The following is a 19,127-nucleotide window of genomic DNA, read 5'->3' on the forward strand; positions in this document are numbered from 1 at the left end:
TTTAACCGCAAAGCACGCAAAGATAAATCGCAGAGGACGCAAAGCAGATGCAGGTTGTTTCCCGCAGATTACACTGATAACCGCAGAATAGGTTTTATACATATTGTCTTCCGACCTCTAACTCCCGACCTCCGACTTATTTTACCACAGAGAAAGTAGAGAAAAAACACAAAGGCCACAAAGAAGAATTAACCACCAAAGCACTAAGACACCAAAATCTTCCTTGTTATTCCGTGCATCCGTGGCTATTTAACCCGTAGTAATCTGTGAATCCGTGGCTTTTTTACATCCACTTAATGACCTTAAGTTCTTAATGGTAAAAATCGAGATAAGCTTATGTTGCAATTCTTTTGCCTAATATCGTCAAACTCTTTTCTTCACCATCCAAAACTGCGATGTTGGGCAATTGCCCCCAATGCTCAAAACCAAATTGCTCGAACAAGCGCAGGCTCGGTGTATTGTGCGAAAATATAAATCCAATAAGCGTTTTGATACCGTAGTTTGGCGCCTCATTAATACAATACTCCAGAATTCTTTTGCCCAATCCCTTCCCCCTGCTTTGCGGATCGATATAAATACTAATCTCGACAGTAGCCTGATAAGCTGGCCGGCCATAAAAAGATTGAAAACTAACCCAGGCCAGCGTATGGTTCTGTTCATCTGCTACTACCCAGAGCGGCCGGTTAGCATCATGCTCATCAAACCACTGCTCGCGGCTGGCTACCGATACGGGTTCAGTATCGGCAGTTGCCATTCTCGTAGGTACAGTGGTGTTATAGATTTCCACAATCCTGGGTAAATCATTTTTAGTTGCGTTCCTGAATTTTAGTGTATCCATATCCGTTTAATGTTCGTTCAAATGAGTGGTTACTGGTTTAGCGGTTTGTCCGAATAAATTTCTAAAAGCTTTGAGTTTGAGTTCAGATATGCCCATCCCGGCAAAGATAAATAGTCCGCCGATTAAAAGCTGCCAGGTAATTACTTCGCCTATGAGGTAAGCTGCTGCAAATGCACCGAATATCGGTTCTAAAAGATAAATTACGGATACCCGTTCGGCACTGATATATTGTTGTGCCACGTTGGATACAGAATACATGTAGGCAGTAGAGAAAAGTGAACAGAAAATAACCCCCAACCAAAAAGTATTATCGGCCGGCAGCAAGCTTTCTTCAGTGCTCCAGATCACCGCACCAAAAGTAAGCAGCGCACAGGTGGCAAACATAGGTACAATGGTAGCAACAATATCTACCTTTGCTGCTTCTTCTTCAACCCTGATGAGGTAATAGGCAAAGCCGATGGCACCGCCAATGGTAAATAAATCGCCCACGTTAATGGCGAAACCATTTTTAACCGAAATGATAAACAAACCCGTTAATGATAAACCCGCAGCAATCCAGATTTTAAGGTGTGGCACTTTCTTATACAGCGCCATTTTTAATAAGGGCACAATCACCACCGTGGTTCCGGCTAAAAATGCAGCTTGCGAAGCTGTGGTGAGCTTAATGCCTAAAGTTTGCAAGCCAATGCCTAACATGAGCGGGATAGCCAGCAAAGCACCTGAAAGTATGCTTTTATAATTCAGCTGTTTCATTTTTTTGCGAAAAACAACTGCCAGCACCAGTGTTGCCCCTATAAAGCGGTAAAGTAAAAAAAGTTGCGGGGAGTGGTTGCTAATCGACAATTTGGTTATCGAAAAGGATAAGCCCCAAAATGCGGTGCCTATAATGAGTAACACCAGGAAAATATTTTTCTTGCCCATGCTTATAATTGTTTTTTCATCATCAGATCGGTTTGTTCATCATCGCCCAAACGAAAAATATGACTGTTAAATACCTCGAAACCAGCTTTGGTGTAAAAACGGATGGCCCGCTGATTATTTTCCCATACGCCAAGCCATATATTTTTGTATTGGAGCTCCTCAGCCACCTCAAAAGCTTTATTTAACAGGGCCTGTCCTACTTTTTGGCCATGAAAAGCAGCCAGCACATAAATACGTTCAATTTCAAGCGCATCTTCCAGTTCCTGCTCTGTTTGTTCCTCTCCGGTGTTCAGTTTTAGATAACCAACTACATTTCCTTCAGAAAGGGCGAAGTAAAACTTTGAGCCGGGATTTTCAAGCTCAGCCAGTAATTTATCGTAAGAAAAGCTCGAATCGAGATAAGCCTGCATATTGGCCTCGCTGGTGGTATCGGCAAAAGCTTCTAAGAAGATTTGCCGGCTAATGGTCTGCAAGGTTAAAATAGCTGAGGGGCCAATCTGCTGTATGGTTATTGAATGATGCATTTTAATGTTGTTTGCTGGCTTGTAATAGCACAAAGATAAGTCATACAATAATTCAGTAAAATGCTATTTTATCATTTATTAATGCATAAATTGCAATAATGGATTTACAGCAAATCAAATACTTTTTAACCCTGGCCGATGAACTTCATTTCTGGAAAACAGCAGCAAAGATGAACATTACGCAATCTGCACTGAGCCGGCAGATACAGGCTTTAGAGCAGGAACTGGATATTCAGCTCTTCATCCGCAATAAGCGCAATGTAAAGCTTACTGCAGCGGGCAAGTTTTTGAAAGAAAAATGGATGAAGCAGTTCAATGAGATCAGCCACATTCATAAGTTTGCCAGTCAGATCCAATTGGGCGAATATGGTACCATCAGGATTGCACACCCCGATTCTATTTCAGGTTCGCTGGTACCGCAAATTACTTCGCGGATAAATGAAGAATTTCCCAAACTACAGATTGAGCTGGTACAGGTAATGTATGAAAATCAACAGGAGTTTTTGGCTAACTATAAGCTCGATGTGGTAATTACACGCGATAAGACCACCATTGATGGCATTAGTTCAAAAAAAATCTATACCGATCATCTGGCATTGGTGGTGCCGGAAGACCATCCGCTTAAAAATATAGATGAGCTAACGCGCGAAATGCTGGTGGCCGAGAAATTTATTTTGCCGGTTAAGGATGAGGGTAGCAGCTATAACCGCATTATTAAAAATGTGTTTAAATCGTTTGGAATTCAACCCAATGTTTACCTGCATTCGGAGTTTGGCTCTACCATTATCGCCCTGGTGCGGCGGAAATTGGGAGTGGCTATTCTGCCCGATTCGTATATCCATCATGCAGTGCCGGGTATCAGGTATATCCAGCTGCCCCATCCAACCGATCTTTACCTGAACTGGAGAAGTGATGATGAAAATCCGATTATAGCGAATATTATTAAGCTGCTGTTGGAGATTGAATTGGTTTAAGCTGATTAACAAGAAACTCTCCATGTTATTCCGTGCATCCGTGGCTATTTAACCGCAAAGCACGCAGAGATAAATCGCAAAGGCCACAAAGCAGATGCAGGTTGTTTCCCGCAGATTACACAGATAACCGCAGAATAGGTTTTATGCATATTGCCTTCCGACATCTGACTCCGGACCTCCGACTTATTTTACCACAGAGAAAGCAGAGAAAAAGCACAGAGGCCACAAAGCAGAATTAACTACTAAGGCACAAAATCTTCCGTGTATCCGTGGCTTTTAACCGCAAAGCACGCAAAGATAAATCGCAAAGGGCGCAAAGCAGATGCAGATTGTTTCCCGCAGATTACACAGATAACCGCAGAATAGGTTTTATGCATATTGTCTTCCGACATCTGACTCCGGACCTCCGACTTATTTTACCACAGAGAAAGCAGAGAAAAAGCACAGAGGCCACAAAGCAGATTTAACCACCAAGGCACAAAACATTCCGTGCATCCGTGGCGTTTAACCGCAAAGCACGCAAAGATAAATCGCAAAGGCCACAAAGCAGATGCAGATTATTCCCCGCAGATTACACAGATAACCGCAGAATAGGTTTTATGCATATTGCCTTCCGACATCTGACTCCGGACCTCCGACTTATTTTACCACAGAGAAAGCAGAGAAAAAGTACAGAGGCCACAAAGCAGAATTAACTACTAAGGCACAAAATCTTCCGTGTATCCGTGGCTTTTACCGCAAAGGGCGCGGAGAAAAAACACAAAGTGCGCAGAGAGGAAAAGCAAAAAGTACTATACCACTATCAATTGCTAACTTGCCAGCATCAATTGCTAACCCACCAGTATCAATTGCTTAGCTACCAGCATCAATTGCTTAGTCGCCAGCATCAATTGCTTAGCCACCAATATCAATTGCTAACCTGCCAGTATTAATTGCTAAGCTACCAGTATCAATTGTTTAGTCACCAGTATCAATTGCTTAGCCGCCAGTATCAATTGCTTAGCCGCCAGTATCAATTGCTAAGCCACCAGCATCAATTGTTTAGCCGTCAGTATCAATTGCTAAGCCGCCAGTATCAGTTGCTAACCTGCCAGCATTAATTGCTAACCTGCCAGCATTAATTGCTAAGTCACCAGTATCAATTGCTAAGCCACCAGTATCAATTGCTAAGCCACCAGTATTAATCAGGTCTATACTCACATAGCCAACGCTGCATGTGAGGAAAGGGTTGTGTTTGATGTTTTTCAGCTTGTATATGATCGAAAGTCATACCGCACCATTGCAAGAGCGGGATTCCCATGGGGATTTCTTGCTTAAAACTTTCAATTATGGCTTTCCCGCCGGCGCTGTATCCATCATTGTGAAACACAACTATTGGATCGATATTAAGGTGAATACAGGCTGCGTAAGACCAGGCAATGGCCATCATCTCGCCTCCCTGATGGAGATCGGAAGCGGCTAAATCATCGCTCATTTCTTGCCTGATTGTTGGTGGCATACAAGCCAGATGACCGGCTTCATGCAAAATATCGCCGGGATAAAGTAACTTATTAAGATCGATAATTAAGGTGCCCTTACTGAGTTTTAAGCCGGGAAGAAAGGTCTGGCTGTTGATTTCGCTAAGCTCATAAACTAAACCGATCCTGTCTAAAAAAGACAGGATCGGTGAGATTTCTGATAAAAAGGATTTCATGCTTAAAATTTAATCATGCCCAAATTGCATTTAGGTTTCTTATCTAAAATTGTATTTCAAGCCTATTTCAAATTCTCCATTGGCATAATTCTGTAAAGCTGAAGTATTGGTGGTATACATCACCAAAATAGCCAGTTGGTTTTGATAAGTTGTACCTGCACCAACCGAAACGCTGTTGCTGCTGTGGTAAATGGTACTTAACAAAAGTTTGTTGGTCCAGAACTGGGTGTTTAGGCCCAGATCAACAATATCACGGTAATTATCAATACCGCGGTAACTGAACTTCGGCTCAATTACACTTAATACTTTGTTAGGGTTGATGAATTTGTAGCTTACCGCAGCAAAATAGGTTGCCCTATCTACCACTGATCTCGAAAGATCGCGGTTAAAGAAACGTTTCATGTTGGGTAGTGCCGCCTGGATATTTAAATTCTGGTTGCGGAAAGCAATCCCGAAATCACCATCGAAATACAGCTTGCGCTGGTTGAAGTTTGTTAACGACATATCGCCCTGGTCGCCCCTGATCTTGCTGAAGTCGATCCACTCGTTCATAATACCTGCCGAAAGACCAAAATCCAGGTAGCTTGATTCGTTGTTAAGTGGTAAGTGATAGGCATAGGTACCTTTTAAACTGGTACGTTGAATCACTCCTGCGTTTTCATTATAAAATGATAATCCAGCTCCTACTTTGTTGCTTTGGGTACCGTAAGTTGCGGTTACTGCCTGCATGGTGGGTGCGCCTTCAATTGAGGTCCACTGTGCTTTGTAACCTGCGTTAAGTTCCCATCCTTTTTCAATACCTGCCATAGCCGGATTGCTTAGGTAAAGGTTTTGATAGTACATGCTTCCCATAGGGTTAAGCTGCGCAAAAGTGGTCATGCTGATGCCAAGCATCAGGCAAGTGATCAAAATTCTTTTTGTTTTCATCTTTATACGTTTAGCTAAGCCATGATCAGTTTTGTATAGTTAAATACTCAACTGATCATGACTGATTAATCTCTCTTATTGTTGACCTACTATGGTGATATATCCTTTTCTTACACCAACACCAGGACCGAAATCGATGATGTAGTAGTAAGCACCCTCAGGTAATACCGATCCTCTGAAAGTACCACCCCAGCTGTTGTCGTAGCCTTTCATTTCAAACACAAGCTTTCCTGAACGGTCGAATACCTTAACTGTATTGTTTGGATACATATCGATATTCTCTACTTTCCAAGTATCGTTTTTACCATCACCGTTAGGTGTAATAACGTTCATAATATTCAGCACCTGGTAATCGGCCCTTACCTCGAGGGTAAAAGTTTTGGTGCTGCTACGACCGTACTGGTTAAAACCGGTAACCGTGTAAGTGGTGGTTTGAGATGGTCTAACTGTTAATAAAGCATTGTTTTGTCCGCTAAGGATACCATTGGCATTTGACCACTGATAAGTTAAAGCACCACTTGCCGTAAGTACAGCAACCTCACCTTTGCTGATGCTGTTACCCTTGTTGCTGGTAATGGTAATTACCGGTGGCGGGTTCTCGATTACAGTGAACGACTGCACCACATTGGTTGCGGCCTGGTAATCGGCATTTCCGGCCTGACTGGCAGTAATGTTAATTACACCTGCTTTCAAGATCTCAACCTGGTTACCATTAATAATTCTGGCTACAGTTGGATTACTGCTGGTATAAGTTACCGGTAAACCTGAGCTTGCCGTTGCTGTTAAAGTAAAGGTACCATCGGTATCTAACTTATTTGGCAATGCAGCAAACGTAATGGTTTGTGCAGTTGGGTTAATGGTTAAGGTACCTGCAACATAAGTAATGCTATAGTTTGCCGCAGCTGCACCGCTAGCTGTAATTGGGTAATTACCTGCTGATGATGTGGTAGTAGCGGTTGTACTTAACACTACCGGACTGGTTAAAACTGCTGCAGTTTCAGTACCCACAAAACCACTGTAACTTGCCGTAAGTGCAGGGTTAGCTGCTCCAAAGTTTTTGTTTTTATTGTCGGCCGTAATTACCAATGCTTTTCTGGTAATTTCGAGATTAGCCGGTACGTAGGTAATAGTATAATTGCTACCTGCACTAAGTGTATTTTGTGCAATGGCATAAGTACCTACAACCTCGCCTGCTGCCCTGCTCAATGCACCTGTGGTGTTATCGCCGGTAGCTAGTGCACCTGCAGATAAAGTATAGGTTAATGCAGGATCTGCTGCGCCATACACTTTTGTCTTAGCATCGGCAGTAACCGTAATTGGTTTTACACTGATGTTTGCAGTTGTAGTTGCCACGCTGGCCAAAGTATAGTTGGCAGCCTTAGCTCCCGATAATAACAAGCCTGCGCCTGTTACCACTTTCGCAGTGCCCACGTTTTTATCGGCAAAGGTTGCTGTTCCGCCTGTTAAGCTTACATCGGCAACATCAGCAGTTAATACACCGGTTAAGGTTCTGCCTGTAATGGCAGCAGTAGTAGTACCATCGTAAACCTTGTTGCTGGCAGTAATGCTTCCGTTAACTGTTTTTGCAGTAATGGCAGCAGTTGTGGTGGCTACGCTGGTTAAGCTGTAGTTAGCAGCTTTTGCACCAGTAAGCGCCATACCTGTTGAAGTTACCGTTTTACCTGTAGCTACATTAGCATCGGCAAAGCTTGCGGTTCCACCTGTTAAGGTAACATCAGCAGCGTCGGCAGTTAAAACACCGGCTAAACTTCTGGTTAATACAGTAGCGGTAGTGTTGCCATCGTAAACTTTATTATCAGCGGTGAATGATCCGGTGATGGTTTTAACGCCAATGTTAGCTGTTGTGGTAGCTACTCCGGTTAAGTTATAGTTGGCAGCTTTTGAACCCGCTAAAACCATACCTGTTGAAGTTACCGTTTTACCTGTACCAATGTTGGCATCAGCAAAACTTGCTGTACCACCGCTTAAGGTTACATCGGCTATATCGGCCGTAATTACGCCAGTTAATGTTCTGGTTAAAATAGTTGCGGTGGTGTTACCATCATAAGCTTTATTATCGGCTGTAAATGCACCTGCAATATTTTTTGCAGTAATGTTAGCGGTTGTATTAGCTACGCCCGTTAAATTGTAATTGGCAGCTTTGGCTCCGGTTAAAGTCAATCCTGTAGCCGATACCGTTTTAGCTGTGCCTACGTTTGCATTGGCAAAGTTTGCTGTTCCGCCGGTTAAAGTAACATCGGCCACATCGGCAGCTAACACGCCAGTTAAGGTTCTGGTAAGGATATTTGCTGTGGTAGCGCCATCGTAAACTTTGCTATCGGCAGTGAAGTTACCGGCAATATCTTTTGCGGTAATATCGGCTGTTGTAGTAGCTACAGAAGATAAAGTATAGTTAGCCGCTTTGGTACCGGTTATAGTCATACCAGCAGCTGTAACCGTTTTACCAGCACCTTTATTCGCATCGGCAAAGCTAGCAGTACCGCCTGTTAAGGTAACATCAGCTGCATCAGCTGGCAATACGCCTGTTAAAGTTCTGGTTAACACAGTAGCAGTGGCATTGCCATCGTACACTTTATTATCTGCTGTGAAGTTACCGGTAATGGTTAAACCTGTGATGTTTGCAGTAGCAGTACCTACACCTGTTAAGTTGTAGTTAGCTGCTTTTGAACCAGAAAGGCTCATACCTGTTGAAGTTACAGTTTTACCGGTACCAATGCTGGCAGTGGCAAAACTTGCTGTTCCTCCGGTTAAGGTAACATCTGCTACATCTCCGGCCAGTACACCTGTTAAGGTACGGGTTAAGATACTCGCAGTGGTATTACCATCATAAACCTTGTTATCGGCAGTAAAGTTACCGGCGATATCTTTTGCAGTAATATCGGCGGTGGTAGTACCTACTGAAGCTAAAGTATAGTTAGCAGCCTTAGCACCTGTTAAAGCTAAGCCTGTTGCAGTTACGGTTTTACCTGTGCCTTTGTTGGCATCGGCAAAAGTTGCTGTTCCGCCGCTTAAAGTTACATCTGCAGCATCAGCAGCCAGCACACCTGTTAAGGTTCTGGTTAAAATGGTGGCATTAGCCGATCCATCGTACACTTTATTTGCAGCTGTAATGTTTCCGGTAATGGTTAAACCAGTAATGTTGGCTGTAGTAGTAGCCACACCAGTTAGGCTATAGTTAGCTGCTTTTGCACCTGTAATGGCCATACCTGTCGAAGTAACCGTTTTACCTGTGCCTACACTGGCTGTAGCAAAACTTGCTGTACCACCGGTTAAGGTAACATCTGCTACATCTCCGGCCAGTACACCAGTTAAGGTTCTGGTTAATACGGTTGCTGTGGTGTTACCATCGTACACTTTATTATCGGCAGTAAAGTTACCACTGATGTTTTTAGCAGTGATGTTTGCAGTAGTTGCATTTACAGTTGTGATATTGTAATTACCTCCTTTAGCTCCTGCCAATACCAAACCTGATGCATTTACAGATTTGCCTGTACCTACGCTTTCGTTATTGAAGGTTGCTGTACCTCCGCTAACCGTTACATCAGCAACATCAGCGGCCAATACACCTGTTAAGGTTCTGGTTAAAATGTTGGCAGTAGCATTGCCATCGTACACTTTATTGTCGGCAGTGAAGCTCGCAGTAAGGTCTTTAGCGGTTATATCGGCAATTGCTGTATTTACACTACCCAAAGTATAGTTGGCAGCTTTGGTTCCGCCCAAAGTCATTCCGGTAGCAGTAACCGTTTTACCGGTTCCTTTATCGGCATCGGCAAATGTTGCTGAACCTCCTGTCAAAGTAACATCGGCAGCATCAGCAGCCAATATACCTGTTAAGGTTCTGGTTAAAATTACTGCATTGGTGGTACCATCGTACACTTTATTGCTAACCGTAAAGTTACCTGTTAAGGCCAGTCCGGTAATATTGGCTGTAGTTGTAGCCACGCCGGTTAAGTTATAGTTTTCGGCTTTGGTTCCATCCAAAGTCATTCCGGTTGAAGTAACCGTTTTGCCTGTGCCTGCAGTTGCAGTTGCAAAAGTAGCTGTACCTCCAATTAAAGATACATCAGCAACGTCAGCTGGCACTACGCCGGTCAAACTTCTGGTTAAGATACTTGCTGTAGTATTACCATCGTATGCTTTGTTAGCAGCAGTGAAGGTTCCGGTGATATCTTTTGGTGTAATATTAGCTGTTGTGGTATTTACAGCAAATAAAGTATAGTTACCAGCTTTAGCACCAGTTAATACCATACCGGTTGAAGTAACGTTTTTACCATTTCCGGTATTGATACCTCCGAAAGTTGCTGTACCACCAGTTAAGGTTACGTCTGCAATATCGGCAGGTAATACGCCTGCTAAAGTTCTGGTTAATATTGTTGCGGCATTGGTACCATCATATACTTTATTATCGGCAGTAAAGCTACCCGTTAAGGCCAGGCCGGTAATGTTTGCAGTGGTTGTTGCAACAGATGATAAGGTATAGTTAGCTGCTTTGGTACCTCCTAAAGTCATACCTGCTGCAGTAACGGTTTTACCTGTACCTACATCGGCTGTACCAAAAGTAGCTGTACCACCAGTCAGGCTTACATCAGCTGCATCGGCAGGGAGTACACCGGTTAATGTTCTGGTTAATACGCTTGCTGTTGTATTGCCATCGTAAACTTTATTATCGGCTGTAAAGGCACCGGTTAAAGCTAAACCGGTAATATTTGCGGTGGTAGTAGCTACACCTGTTAAGTTATAATTGGCAGCTTTGGTTCCGGTTAGGGTTAAGCCAGTTGCAGTAACGGTTTTGCCTGTACCGGCAATTTCATTATTGAAAGTAGCTGTACCACCTGTGGCAGATACATTTGATGCGTCGGCTGGTAGTACACCTGTTAAAGTTCTGGTTAAAATGGTAGCAGCATTAGTACCATCGTAAGCTTTATTGCCAGCAGTAAAGTTTGCCGTAATATCTTTTGCAGTAATATCGGCTGTAGTGGTATTCACTGATGCTAAAGTATAGTTAGCAGCTTTAGTACCTCCCAGGATCATACCAGTTGAAGTAACCGTTTTGCCTGTTCCTTTATCAGCATCAGCAAAAGTAGCTGAGCCACCTGTTAAGGTTACATCAGCCACATCGGCAGGAAGTACGCCTGTTAAGGTTCTGGTCAATACATTAGCCGCGTTGTTTCCATCGTAAACTTTATTGTCGGCAGTGAAGTTACCTGTAAGACTTAAACCAGTAATATTAGCCGTAGTTGTGGCTACACTGGTTAAATTGTAATTAGCAGCTTTTGCTCCACCTAAGGTCATGCCAGTCGCGGTAACTGTTTTTCCTGTGCCTGCTGTAGCTGTTGCGAAAGTAGCTGTTCCGCCTGTTAACGTTACATCGGCAACATCTCCGGCCAGTACACCAGTTAAGGTTCTCGTTAAAATACTCGCTGTGGTATTGCCATCGTAAGCTTTGTTATCGGCTGTGAAAGTTCCGCTAATGTCTTTTGCTGTAATGTCAGCAGTAGTTGTAGCGATTGAAGTTAAATTATAGTTACCTGCTTTCGTACCGGTAAGAGTAATGCCTGTTGCAGTAACAGTTTTACCTGTTGCTGCATTTTCATTATTAAAAGTAGCTGTACCTCCTGCTGCAGTTACATTTGCCAAGTCTCCTGCTACTACTCCAACTAATCCCCTGCCGCTAAGCGTAGCGGTATTATTCCCATCGTATCTCTTATTGCCAGCAGTTATAGTTCCGGTGATATCTTTCTTGGTAATATCAGCAGTGGTTGTTGTCACAGATGATAAAGTATAGTTAGCTGCTTTGGTTCCCCCTAAAGTCATACCTGTTGCTGTAACGGTTTTACCATTTGCTACATCAGCAGTACCGAAGGCAGCTGTACCACCTGTTAAGTTTACATCAGCCACATCGGCAGGGAGTACACCGGTTAGCGTTCTGGTTAATACGCTTGCTGTGGTATTGCCATCATAAACTTTATTATCAGCGGTAAAAGCTCCGGTTAAAGTAAGGCCTGTAATGTTGGCCGTAGCAGTAGCAACCCCAGTTAAATTATAGTTGCTTGCTCTGGTTCCGGTTAAAGTTATACCCGTTGCGGTAACCGTTTTACCGGTACCAACACTTTCATTATTAAAAGTAGCAGTACCACCAGTGGCAGATACATTTGCTGCATCAGCAGGTAATACTCCTGTTAGTGTTCTGGTTAAGATCGTGGCCGTATTGTTACCGTCGTAAGCTTTATTACCCGCTGTAAAATTACCTGTAACATCTTTAGCTGTAATGTTAGCTATAGTAGTATTAATCGTTGATAAGGTATAGTTAGCAGCTTTAGTTCCTCCAAGGGTCATGCCCGATGCGGTTACTGTTTTACCATTAGCCACATTTTCATTATTAAAAGTTGCTGAGCCACCAGTTAGTGAAACATTTGCCGCATCAGCCGGAAGCACCCCAGTTAACGTCCTGGTTAAAATGGTTGCTGTATTATTACCATCGTATACTTTATTATCAGCAGTAAAATTACCGGTTAAGGTTAAACCTGTAATGTTAGCTGTAGTAGTAGTTACGCTGTTTAAGTTATAATTACCTGCTTTTGTTCCCGTTAAAGTCATTCCTGTAGCGGTAACTGTTTTACCATTGGCAACATCAGCTGTATTAAAAGTAGCAGTTCCGCCAGTTAAAGTAACATCGGCAAGATCACCGGCCAGCACACCTGTTAAGCTTCTTGTTAAAATACTTGCTGTGGTATTGCCATCGTAAGCTTTGTTATCAGCAGTGAAGCTTCCGGTAATGTTCAGTTTTGAAATACTTGCAGTGGTTGTTGCTACGCCTGTTAAGTTATAGTTACCTGCTTTGGTTCCCGCAAGTGCCATACCTGTGCTTGTAACCGTTTTTCCTACTCCTACTATTTCATCACTAAATGTAGCTGTACCACCTGTTAAACTTACTGTTGCTGCATCGGCAGGTAATACGCCTACTAAACTTCGGCCTGAAATCGTAGCATTTGCATTCCCATCGTAAGCTTTATCAGAGGCAGTAAAGGTACCGCTGATATCAAGCTTGGTAATGTTAGCTGTGGTGGTTGCAACACCCGTTAAGTTATAGTTAGCCGCTTTCGTTCCACCTAAGGTCATGCCAGTTGCAGTTACAGTTTTGCCATTGGCAACATCGGCTGTGCCGAAAGCAGCTGTGCCACCAGTCAGGTTTACATCGCTTGCATCTGCAGGTAATACCCCTGTTAAGGTTTTGGTTAATATACTTGTGGTGGTATTGCCATCATAAGTTTTATCCGACGCGGTGAAAGTACCACTAATATCAGCCTTAGTTATGCTACCAGTAGTTGAAGCTGTTGTAGTGGTAAGGTTATAATTATTTTTTGCACTACCTGCCAAAGCAAAAGTATTGACAGTAACTGTTTTTCCACTACCTACTGCCGGAGTATCATAACTGGCTATACCTGATGCACTCACAATATCTCCCCCTACTTTTCCCACTAGGTTATAATTGCTTGCAGCCAAAAATGCCGTTGTACTGTTATCGTAAGTTTTGGTAATTACCGGCGCTGCATTTAACGTAAGGGTTAAATCCTTTTTATTTACGGTTAAGGTTTTGGTTACTGTAGTTGCAGCATTATAATTGCTGTTTCCGGCCTGAGTGGCTGTAATAACACTTGTACCTGCACCTACTATGGTTACTGTATTGCCCGAAATAGTGGCAACAGTTGTTGTTCCTGAGGAGTAGGTTATTGGCAAATTGCCATCGGTATTAGCTGTTAATGTAAAGGATGCATCGCCATAGGTTTTAGTCTGATCGGCGAGCGTAATGGTTTGATTGGCCTTAGCAATGACAATGGAATAAGATTTTGTTCCTGTATTGGCTGTGGCACAATTATCGGTAGCTTTAATATCAAAATTATAGGTACCGGCCAAAGTAGGTGTTCCGCTAATTACACCAGTAGCCGATGCTAAGGTGAGTCCGTTAGGTAATGCCCCTGAATTTACTGTGTACGTAAAAGTACCACTTCCACCCGATGTAACATTTGCTGTCTGACTATATGCTGTATTATAGGTACCACCAGCCAGGGTAGCATTGAAGGTTAAGGTAGGATTTAAAAGTGTTAAGTTGGCTGCATTAGAAGTTAAACCATTGGCACCTGAAAGCACAACCCTGTATTGACGACCTCCCAATGTTGTGGCGTTGGTAATAGTCAATGTAGCGGTTTTGGTACCGGTGTAAAGTCCACCTTCGGTTAAATTATTGAATGTTGTTCCATCAGTACTTTCCTGCCATTGGTAAGCGCATACATTGCTGGCCACTACAGTAAAGGTAGGCGAAGTGCCAGGACAAATATTATTGCGATCGGCAGGATGGGTAGTAATGCTTACTCCAATAACCGTATATACTTCGGCTGTAACAGAAGGGTTCCATGGATTACCAGTACCTTCAATCTCCCAATTACCGGGGGTATTTATAGCATTCAGTAATGCACTAGCTGTTCCTGTTTTTAAGTTTGCAGTTTTATTATATCGGGCAATTTGGGCTGCAGGGAATGAAGGATCACCCGGATCGCCCAGCCTGATACCCAGATTTTGTGCGCCGCTGGCCAGAGCAGCAGGTAACATTGATCTTTCAGCAGCCGTAGTGGTATTAGATAAGGTTGCATCCCAGTATGTAGCTGCTAAGGGGTCTCTGTTGATACTGATACCTGCCAAAAATGTAGGACTGGCAACAGTGTTCACAAACGCAAACAACTGATCTCCAGATATTTCAGCCAAACTCATATGTTCGGCAGGTGTAACATTTAAAACCGTAGTATTATAAGAATCCTGTTGTATTGCAATTGTACCGCGGGGAGTTCCTGCACGCGATTTAGCTGTAAGGATGTACTTACAGGTAACAATCACCTCGGTACCTGCAGTGTATGCTACATCCGCCGTCCATTTTAATATGGCATCACTTCTACCTTTATCGGCTGGTTGAAAAGCATTGGCACTTGTCCAGCCCAGATCGGTAAAATAAATAACCTGGCCAGCAGGTATATCTTTCAATATCATAAAAGAGAAAGAGTCGTCTACTGTGGCGCCATTTACACCATCATCTAACTGATTATAGCCAGTAAAGACTAAATCGCCAGGGCCCAGCGTACATTGTGCTGAGGCAGAAAATCCAAAGCATAGAGCCAGACAAAAAGGTACTAAATACCTTAACAGTTGTTTACGTAAGAGTGCTTTCATAGAGAGCGCTGATTTGGGATAATTAATATTTTTATGAGCAGAGGTAAGTATTCAACCATCCTGTTGAAATCCCTACTATTTTCTGCTCGATCATTCTGTTAAAAGATGCTTCTACTGCATCGAGGTTAAGCGTTTGAAGGTGTTGTGTTTCTCCTGCCGTAATATTGACATAATACAACGGATTTATGTATTGGTGACTACCGGTATGCAATTGCATCGTTCCTTTGGCCCCGGTAAGTTTTTTATCGGAAAGTAATTTAATTATGTTTTGAGGATCATTGGTACCGTTTTTACGTACACCTGCAATGGCCTCAAGAATTAGGGCAGTATCCCAGCCCAATACGCCAAAGCTATCTGGTACCCGGCTTGTGCGGCTTTGAAATGCAGCAGAATACTGCTCATTCTCAGCTAAAGGATTATGAAGAAACCAGGATGTAAAGCCTTCAACATCAAAACAATTAACGGTATCGGTTAAGGCCCCCGATTCCTCTACCATTACCGGACTTCCATAGAAAGTAACAGCCGTATTAACTTTTGTTTTATTTATCTGGCTGTGAATCTCGGCAACAAGTTCTCCGCTTAATACGGTTAAAAATGCTTTTATTTCTTCATCCTGAGCTAAAAAGGATACCAATGGTGAAGCATCGAAGTTACTTTTTAACTGGTGGCCAACTAAATTAAAGCCGATTTTTTCGCCGGTACTTGAAAAGGAAGTTGAAATGGCGTGGCACAACGAATAACCCCCATCATAATAAGAGCTGATGAAAGCTGCTTTCTGGTGTTCTTTTGTAATCTTTTCGCCGGTACACCAGCTTCCTAATGCGCTACTTAAATGATGGTGAATTACATTTGGATGTCCCTCCCAGGTTTGAGGGTATTTAGCACCATGGTTAACCACAATCAATAATTTGTTTAGGGCTTTAACCAGTGGAAATAACCCCTCAATAACCGGAAAATCGGCATAAACAACCAGCAAATCTACCTGATGCTGCATGAATAGTTCCTCGGCTTTTTGTTCGATTATCAATTCATCTATGCCAAATCCGATATTTGCAGTTATCAAGGCAATTTCACCCGTCAGGCCATGTTGCTCCAAAAACGCATGAATCCCATCCATAAAGCTAAAAGCAATTAGTGGATGGGTAGTAGAACGAGGTAATAATAAACCTACTTTCATTTGTTTTATATTTACCTGATTAGTTTGATGTAGGATAAACGCCGAATAAAGAAATGATAAAATTTATTGCTAAATAAGGCTGCATATTATTGTGTGGTTGCGAACCTCCCTGTGGTGCGAGCGATGTTGTAGAAGCAAGTGGTGCCATCTTTAACCCGCTCGAAGTTTTACTGAAAAATTTCTTCAAGGGTGCAATTCCTATCGCGTGATTATCAGGAGAAGAAAAGTTACCTGAAGAATCACCGCGGGTCATGAGTGTTAACTCCCCGTTAATGGTATGTTGATGGGCGGGCATTTGATTCACAGTTAAGGTAACCGATTCGACTCCAGCCATCTGTCCTATTGTATAAGTTACTCCTGACGACGTACCCATGTGTACAGGTACGCGTCCGTTTAGGTTAGGCAGTCCAAAAGTAGTCTGCCCATCCCCACCATAAGTGGTACCTATCAAGTTATATAATACATCATTTTCTGCAATAGAAAGTAACTGACCGCTACATAAAGCCCATCCTGCAGGGGCAAAATTGCCTCCAAACATTCTAATTTCTCCAACGTATGGTGTTGCCATAATTTCTTTTATTTATTAATTAGTTTAACTTCTAGCCGGAAATACTCCCCGTAAGGCCACAACAAATGATACTGCTAAATACGGCTGCATATTATTGTGTGGTAAGCTATTACCTACAAATTCGGTTGTTGAATTTAAGGTAACATTAAGCGGGGTCATAAAATTAGCACCTGCGGTATTGGAATATAGGTTAGTTGGCGCTGCATTTGCCGGAAAAGACCCTATAGCAGTAGCAGTTAGCGGAGTGGTACCTGTGCCTATAGCCACCTGTAAAGTGTGCGTATGTGAAGGCATTTCGCTTGAAAGCAAGGTTACATTGGTTGAACCTGATGTCTGACCAAGATCATATATTGATCCGGTATTACTTTGCCCCTGCCCTAGCGGTACCGAGCCCTGCAAGTTAGGTAAGGCGAAATTACTCATTCCATTTCCACCATAATATGTACCTAACAAAGAAAACAATGCGGTATTTTGAGATATTGGTAGCAACTGACCATTGCAAAGTGCTGTATTTACTGGTGCAAAATTACCGGCGAACATAAATATTTCGCCTACAAAAGCTTCTGATGGCATAATTCGTTTTAATTAATTTCGTGAAGGAAAAATACCCTGAAGGGCAATAATAAAATTGAGTACTGTGTAAGGCTGCATATTGGTGTGCGGCTGGCTACCACCAATTACAGCTGTAGTAATGGGTGCAATATTTCCCATACTGGTGTCCGGAACATTAGTAAACCTTTTTGTTTCAGCAGTATTCTCGGCAAAATAATTATTCTCGGGGGCCGTCTGATTAGCTACCGTACCTGTTTTTGCCTTTACCTCACCAGGTGTAACAAGGTGAGCATGCTGAGGCATTTCTGCTGTTGTAAGGGTATGGGTGGCAGCACCCCCTGTTTGCCCCAACACAATGTTATTTCCCCAATGCATGGGCACTTTACCTCTAAAATCAGGGAGTGCAAAAGTGGTTACACCGTTTCCACCATAGGTGGTTCCTAAAATAGAAAACAGTGCTTGATTTTGTTGTATGGGTAGTAATTGTCCATTACACATTGCCCAACCTCGTGGGGCAAAATTAAATGATACAATGCTCACCTCGCCGAGGTATTGATCGTCTGCTGGCATGATGTTGAGAGTTTGGGATGATTTATGTGTGTAAATGTAAAGGAAAGTTTTCACAACTAGCAAAAAAAATATCAAAATCACAATATTTAAGTATTTGTTTCGTTGTTATGCATTTTATTCATTTTTTTTTCACAATATTTACATCAAATTATTTACGCCTTATGCAATTTAAACGCAGGTCATTCCTTAAAAATGCCTCCCTACTGGCCGGAACAGCATTTTTAAGTTCCCCAATCGAATCTTTTAGTGCAATTCACAAATCCATTAACAACTTAACTAAAGGCAATAACATTAGTATTTTTCATACTACAGAATTGAATGGAAATGTTAATCGCAATGCCAATTTAATAGGCGGACTTCAGGAAATCCGTAGTACAATTAATCAATCTGAAACGGCTGGTTTAATATTAGATGCCGGCAATTTCACGAGCCAATCATGCTCGTCTGACATGGTTTACCAGATGAATAAAACAGGTTATCATGCAGCAACAATTGGAACAAACGAACTGATGCTTGGCGCTGCAAAACTCGAGCAACTCATTTCTGAGACCAATTTTCCTGTTGTAAATTGTAACTATACATTCGAGGCCTCAACAAAAGTTAAACCTTATTTTATTGTCTACTCTGGCAAACTTAAAGTTGGTATTACGGGTGTTTGTGCCGAAGTTAACACTGCTGGTTTAACCTTTCATGATCCTTACAACCGTGTTAATAAAATGACTAAATATTTAAAAGAGCAGGAAGCCTGCGATTTGGTTATTTGCCTTTCTGCACTTAATGCAACAGACAAAAAATTTAACAACCAGGGTTTAGCAGCTGCTTCTAAACATATAGACTTAATTATTGGTGCTAAAGGCGAAAAAATACAAAATGGCGCCTTAGTTTTGCGCAATGCAAATCAGGGTGAAGTAATTGTAAGCGCTTCCAGTTATAATGGAATGCTTCTTGGAAAAACAACTTTTGGATACAATACGGATAAAGTACGTAATCATTTCGACCATCAGTACCTGATCCCAGGCTCTCCCTTTAAGAAAAACTCACTCCAGGCTCAAAAATTATATCACCAATTAACATCTGATGTAGTTTAACTACTCTATTCGTTCTTACCTGTTTCTGCGAACGGGTAAGAACGAACATAAAAAT

At 42.4% G+C, this 19,127-nt stretch carries 12 protein-coding genes; 2 read left to right on the forward strand and 10 right to left on the reverse strand.

Annotated features, from left to right (window positions below):
• Positions 1 to 334: 334 nt before the first annotated feature.
• Genes OC25_RS03205 through OC25_RS03215 form a run of 3 tightly spaced genes read right to left on the reverse strand, consistent with a single transcriptional unit; the run spans position 335 to position 2,283 of the window.
• On the reverse strand, positions 335 to 838 hold the full coding sequence (locus OC25_RS03205; protein ID WP_039471733.1) for a GNAT family N-acetyltransferase: 504 nt from the start codon (positions 836 to 838) through the stop codon (positions 335 to 337).
• A gap of 6 nt (positions 839 to 844) precedes the next feature.
• Positions 845 to 1,759: a DMT family transporter gene (locus tag OC25_RS03210; protein ID WP_082018496.1), complete on the reverse strand. Its 915-nt coding sequence runs from the start codon at positions 1,757 to 1,759 to the stop codon at positions 845 to 847.
• Between the two features lie 2 nt (positions 1,760 to 1,761).
• Positions 1,762 to 2,283 carry a GNAT family N-acetyltransferase gene (locus tag OC25_RS03215; RefSeq protein WP_039471735.1) on the reverse strand — a complete coding sequence of 174 codons (522 nt, stop codon included), beginning with the start codon at positions 2,281 to 2,283 and terminating at the stop codon, positions 1,762 to 1,764.
• A 98-nt stretch (positions 2,284 to 2,381) separates the two neighbouring features.
• On the opposite strand from OC25_RS03215, the gene OC25_RS03220 reads away from it, so the two are divergent.
• Positions 2,382 to 3,257, forward strand: a complete 876-nt coding sequence (locus tag OC25_RS03220) for a LysR family transcriptional regulator (RefSeq protein WP_039471737.1) — start codon at positions 2,382 to 2,384, stop codon at positions 3,255 to 3,257.
• A gap of 1,180 nt (positions 3,258 to 4,437) precedes the next feature.
• Here OC25_RS03220 and OC25_RS03225 read toward each other — a convergent pair.
• The 7 genes from OC25_RS03225 to OC25_RS03255 form a co-directional block, all read right to left on the reverse strand.
• Complete coding sequence (locus OC25_RS03225; RefSeq protein ID WP_039471739.1) at positions 4,438 to 4,950, reverse strand: hypothetical protein; 513 nt, start codon at positions 4,948 to 4,950, stop codon at positions 4,438 to 4,440.
• 39 nt (positions 4,951 to 4,989) lie between these two features.
• Positions 4,990 to 5,877: a PorP/SprF family type IX secretion system membrane protein gene (locus OC25_RS03230; RefSeq protein WP_039471741.1), complete on the reverse strand. Its 888-nt coding sequence runs from the start codon at positions 5,875 to 5,877 to the stop codon at positions 4,990 to 4,992.
• 75 nt (positions 5,878 to 5,952) lie between these two features.
• Positions 5,953 to 15,117, reverse strand: a complete 9,165-nt coding sequence (locus OC25_RS03235; protein ID WP_039471743.1) for a YDG domain-containing protein — start codon at positions 15,115 to 15,117, stop codon at positions 5,953 to 5,955.
• A 31-nt stretch (positions 15,118 to 15,148) separates the two neighbouring features.
• Complete coding sequence (locus OC25_RS03240) at positions 15,149 to 16,294, reverse strand: ABC transporter substrate-binding protein (RefSeq protein WP_039471745.1); 1,146 nt, start codon at positions 16,292 to 16,294, stop codon at positions 15,149 to 15,151.
• A gap of 19 nt (positions 16,295 to 16,313) precedes the next feature.
• On the reverse strand, positions 16,314 to 16,862 hold the full coding sequence (locus OC25_RS03245) for a phage tail protein (RefSeq protein WP_039471747.1): 549 nt from the start codon (positions 16,860 to 16,862) through the stop codon (positions 16,314 to 16,316).
• 24 nt (positions 16,863 to 16,886) lie between these two features.
• Entirely contained in the window at positions 16,887 to 17,435 is a 549-nt protein-coding gene (locus OC25_RS03250) for a phage tail protein (RefSeq protein ID WP_039471748.1), read from the reverse strand.
• A gap of 12 nt (positions 17,436 to 17,447) precedes the next feature.
• The gene (locus OC25_RS03255; RefSeq protein ID WP_039471751.1) at positions 17,448 to 17,984 is read right to left on the reverse strand and encodes a phage tail protein; all 537 of its coding nucleotides are present in this window, start codon (positions 17,982 to 17,984) and stop codon (positions 17,448 to 17,450) included.
• A 161-nt stretch (positions 17,985 to 18,145) separates the two neighbouring features.
• Between OC25_RS03255 and OC25_RS26670 the strand changes: the two genes are divergently transcribed.
• Entirely contained in the window at positions 18,146 to 19,072 is a 927-nt protein-coding gene (locus tag OC25_RS26670; RefSeq protein ID WP_052265921.1) for a bifunctional UDP-sugar hydrolase/5'-nucleotidase, read from the forward strand.
• Positions 19,073 to 19,127: the final 55 nt, after the last annotated feature.

The organism is Pedobacter kyungheensis (genome assembly GCF_000812965.1).
Taxonomy (GTDB): domain Bacteria; phylum Bacteroidota; class Bacteroidia; order Sphingobacteriales; family Sphingobacteriaceae; genus Pedobacter; species Pedobacter kyungheensis.

What these genes read in the sequence shown, in the direction of transcription:
- OC25_RS03230 (WP_039471741.1), bottom strand. Translation starts at nt 5,877, where the DNA reads ATGAAAACAAAAAGAATTTTGATCACTTGCCTGATGCTTGGCATCAGC.
- OC25_RS03225 (WP_039471739.1), bottom strand. Translation starts at nt 4,950, where the DNA reads ATGAAATCCTTTTTATCAGAAATCTCACCGATCCTGTCTTTTTTAGAC.
- OC25_RS03210 (WP_082018496.1), bottom strand. Translation starts at nt 1,759, where the DNA reads ATGGGCAAGAAAAATATTTTCCTGGTGTTACTCATTATAGGCACCGCA.
- OC25_RS03220 (WP_039471737.1), top strand. Translation starts at nt 2,382, where the DNA reads ATGGATTTACAGCAAATCAAATACTTTTTAACCCTGGCCGATGAACTT.
- OC25_RS26670 (WP_052265921.1), top strand. Translation starts at nt 18,146, where the DNA reads ATGCAATTTAAACGCAGGTCATTCCTTAAAAATGCCTCCCTACTGGCC.
- OC25_RS03255 (WP_039471751.1), bottom strand. Translation starts at nt 17,984, where the DNA reads ATGCCAGCAGACGATCAATACCTCGGCGAGGTGAGCATTGTATCATTT.
- OC25_RS03215 (WP_039471735.1), bottom strand. Translation starts at nt 2,283, where the DNA reads ATGCATCATTCAATAACCATACAGCAGATTGGCCCCTCAGCTATTTTA.
- OC25_RS03245 (WP_039471747.1), bottom strand. Translation starts at nt 16,862, where the DNA reads ATGGCAACACCATACGTTGGAGAAATTAGAATGTTTGGAGGCAATTTT.
- OC25_RS03205 (WP_039471733.1), bottom strand. Translation starts at nt 838, where the DNA reads ATGGATACACTAAAATTCAGGAACGCAACTAAAAATGATTTACCCAGG.
- OC25_RS03235 (WP_039471743.1), bottom strand. Translation starts at nt 15,117, where the DNA reads ATGAAAGCACTCTTACGTAAACAACTGTTAAGGTATTTAGTACCTTTT.
- OC25_RS03250 (WP_039471748.1), bottom strand. Translation starts at nt 17,435, where the DNA reads ATGCCATCAGAAGCTTTTGTAGGCGAAATATTTATGTTCGCCGGTAAT.
- OC25_RS03240 (WP_039471745.1), bottom strand. Translation starts at nt 16,294, where the DNA reads ATGAAAGTAGGTTTATTATTACCTCGTTCTACTACCCATCCACTAATT.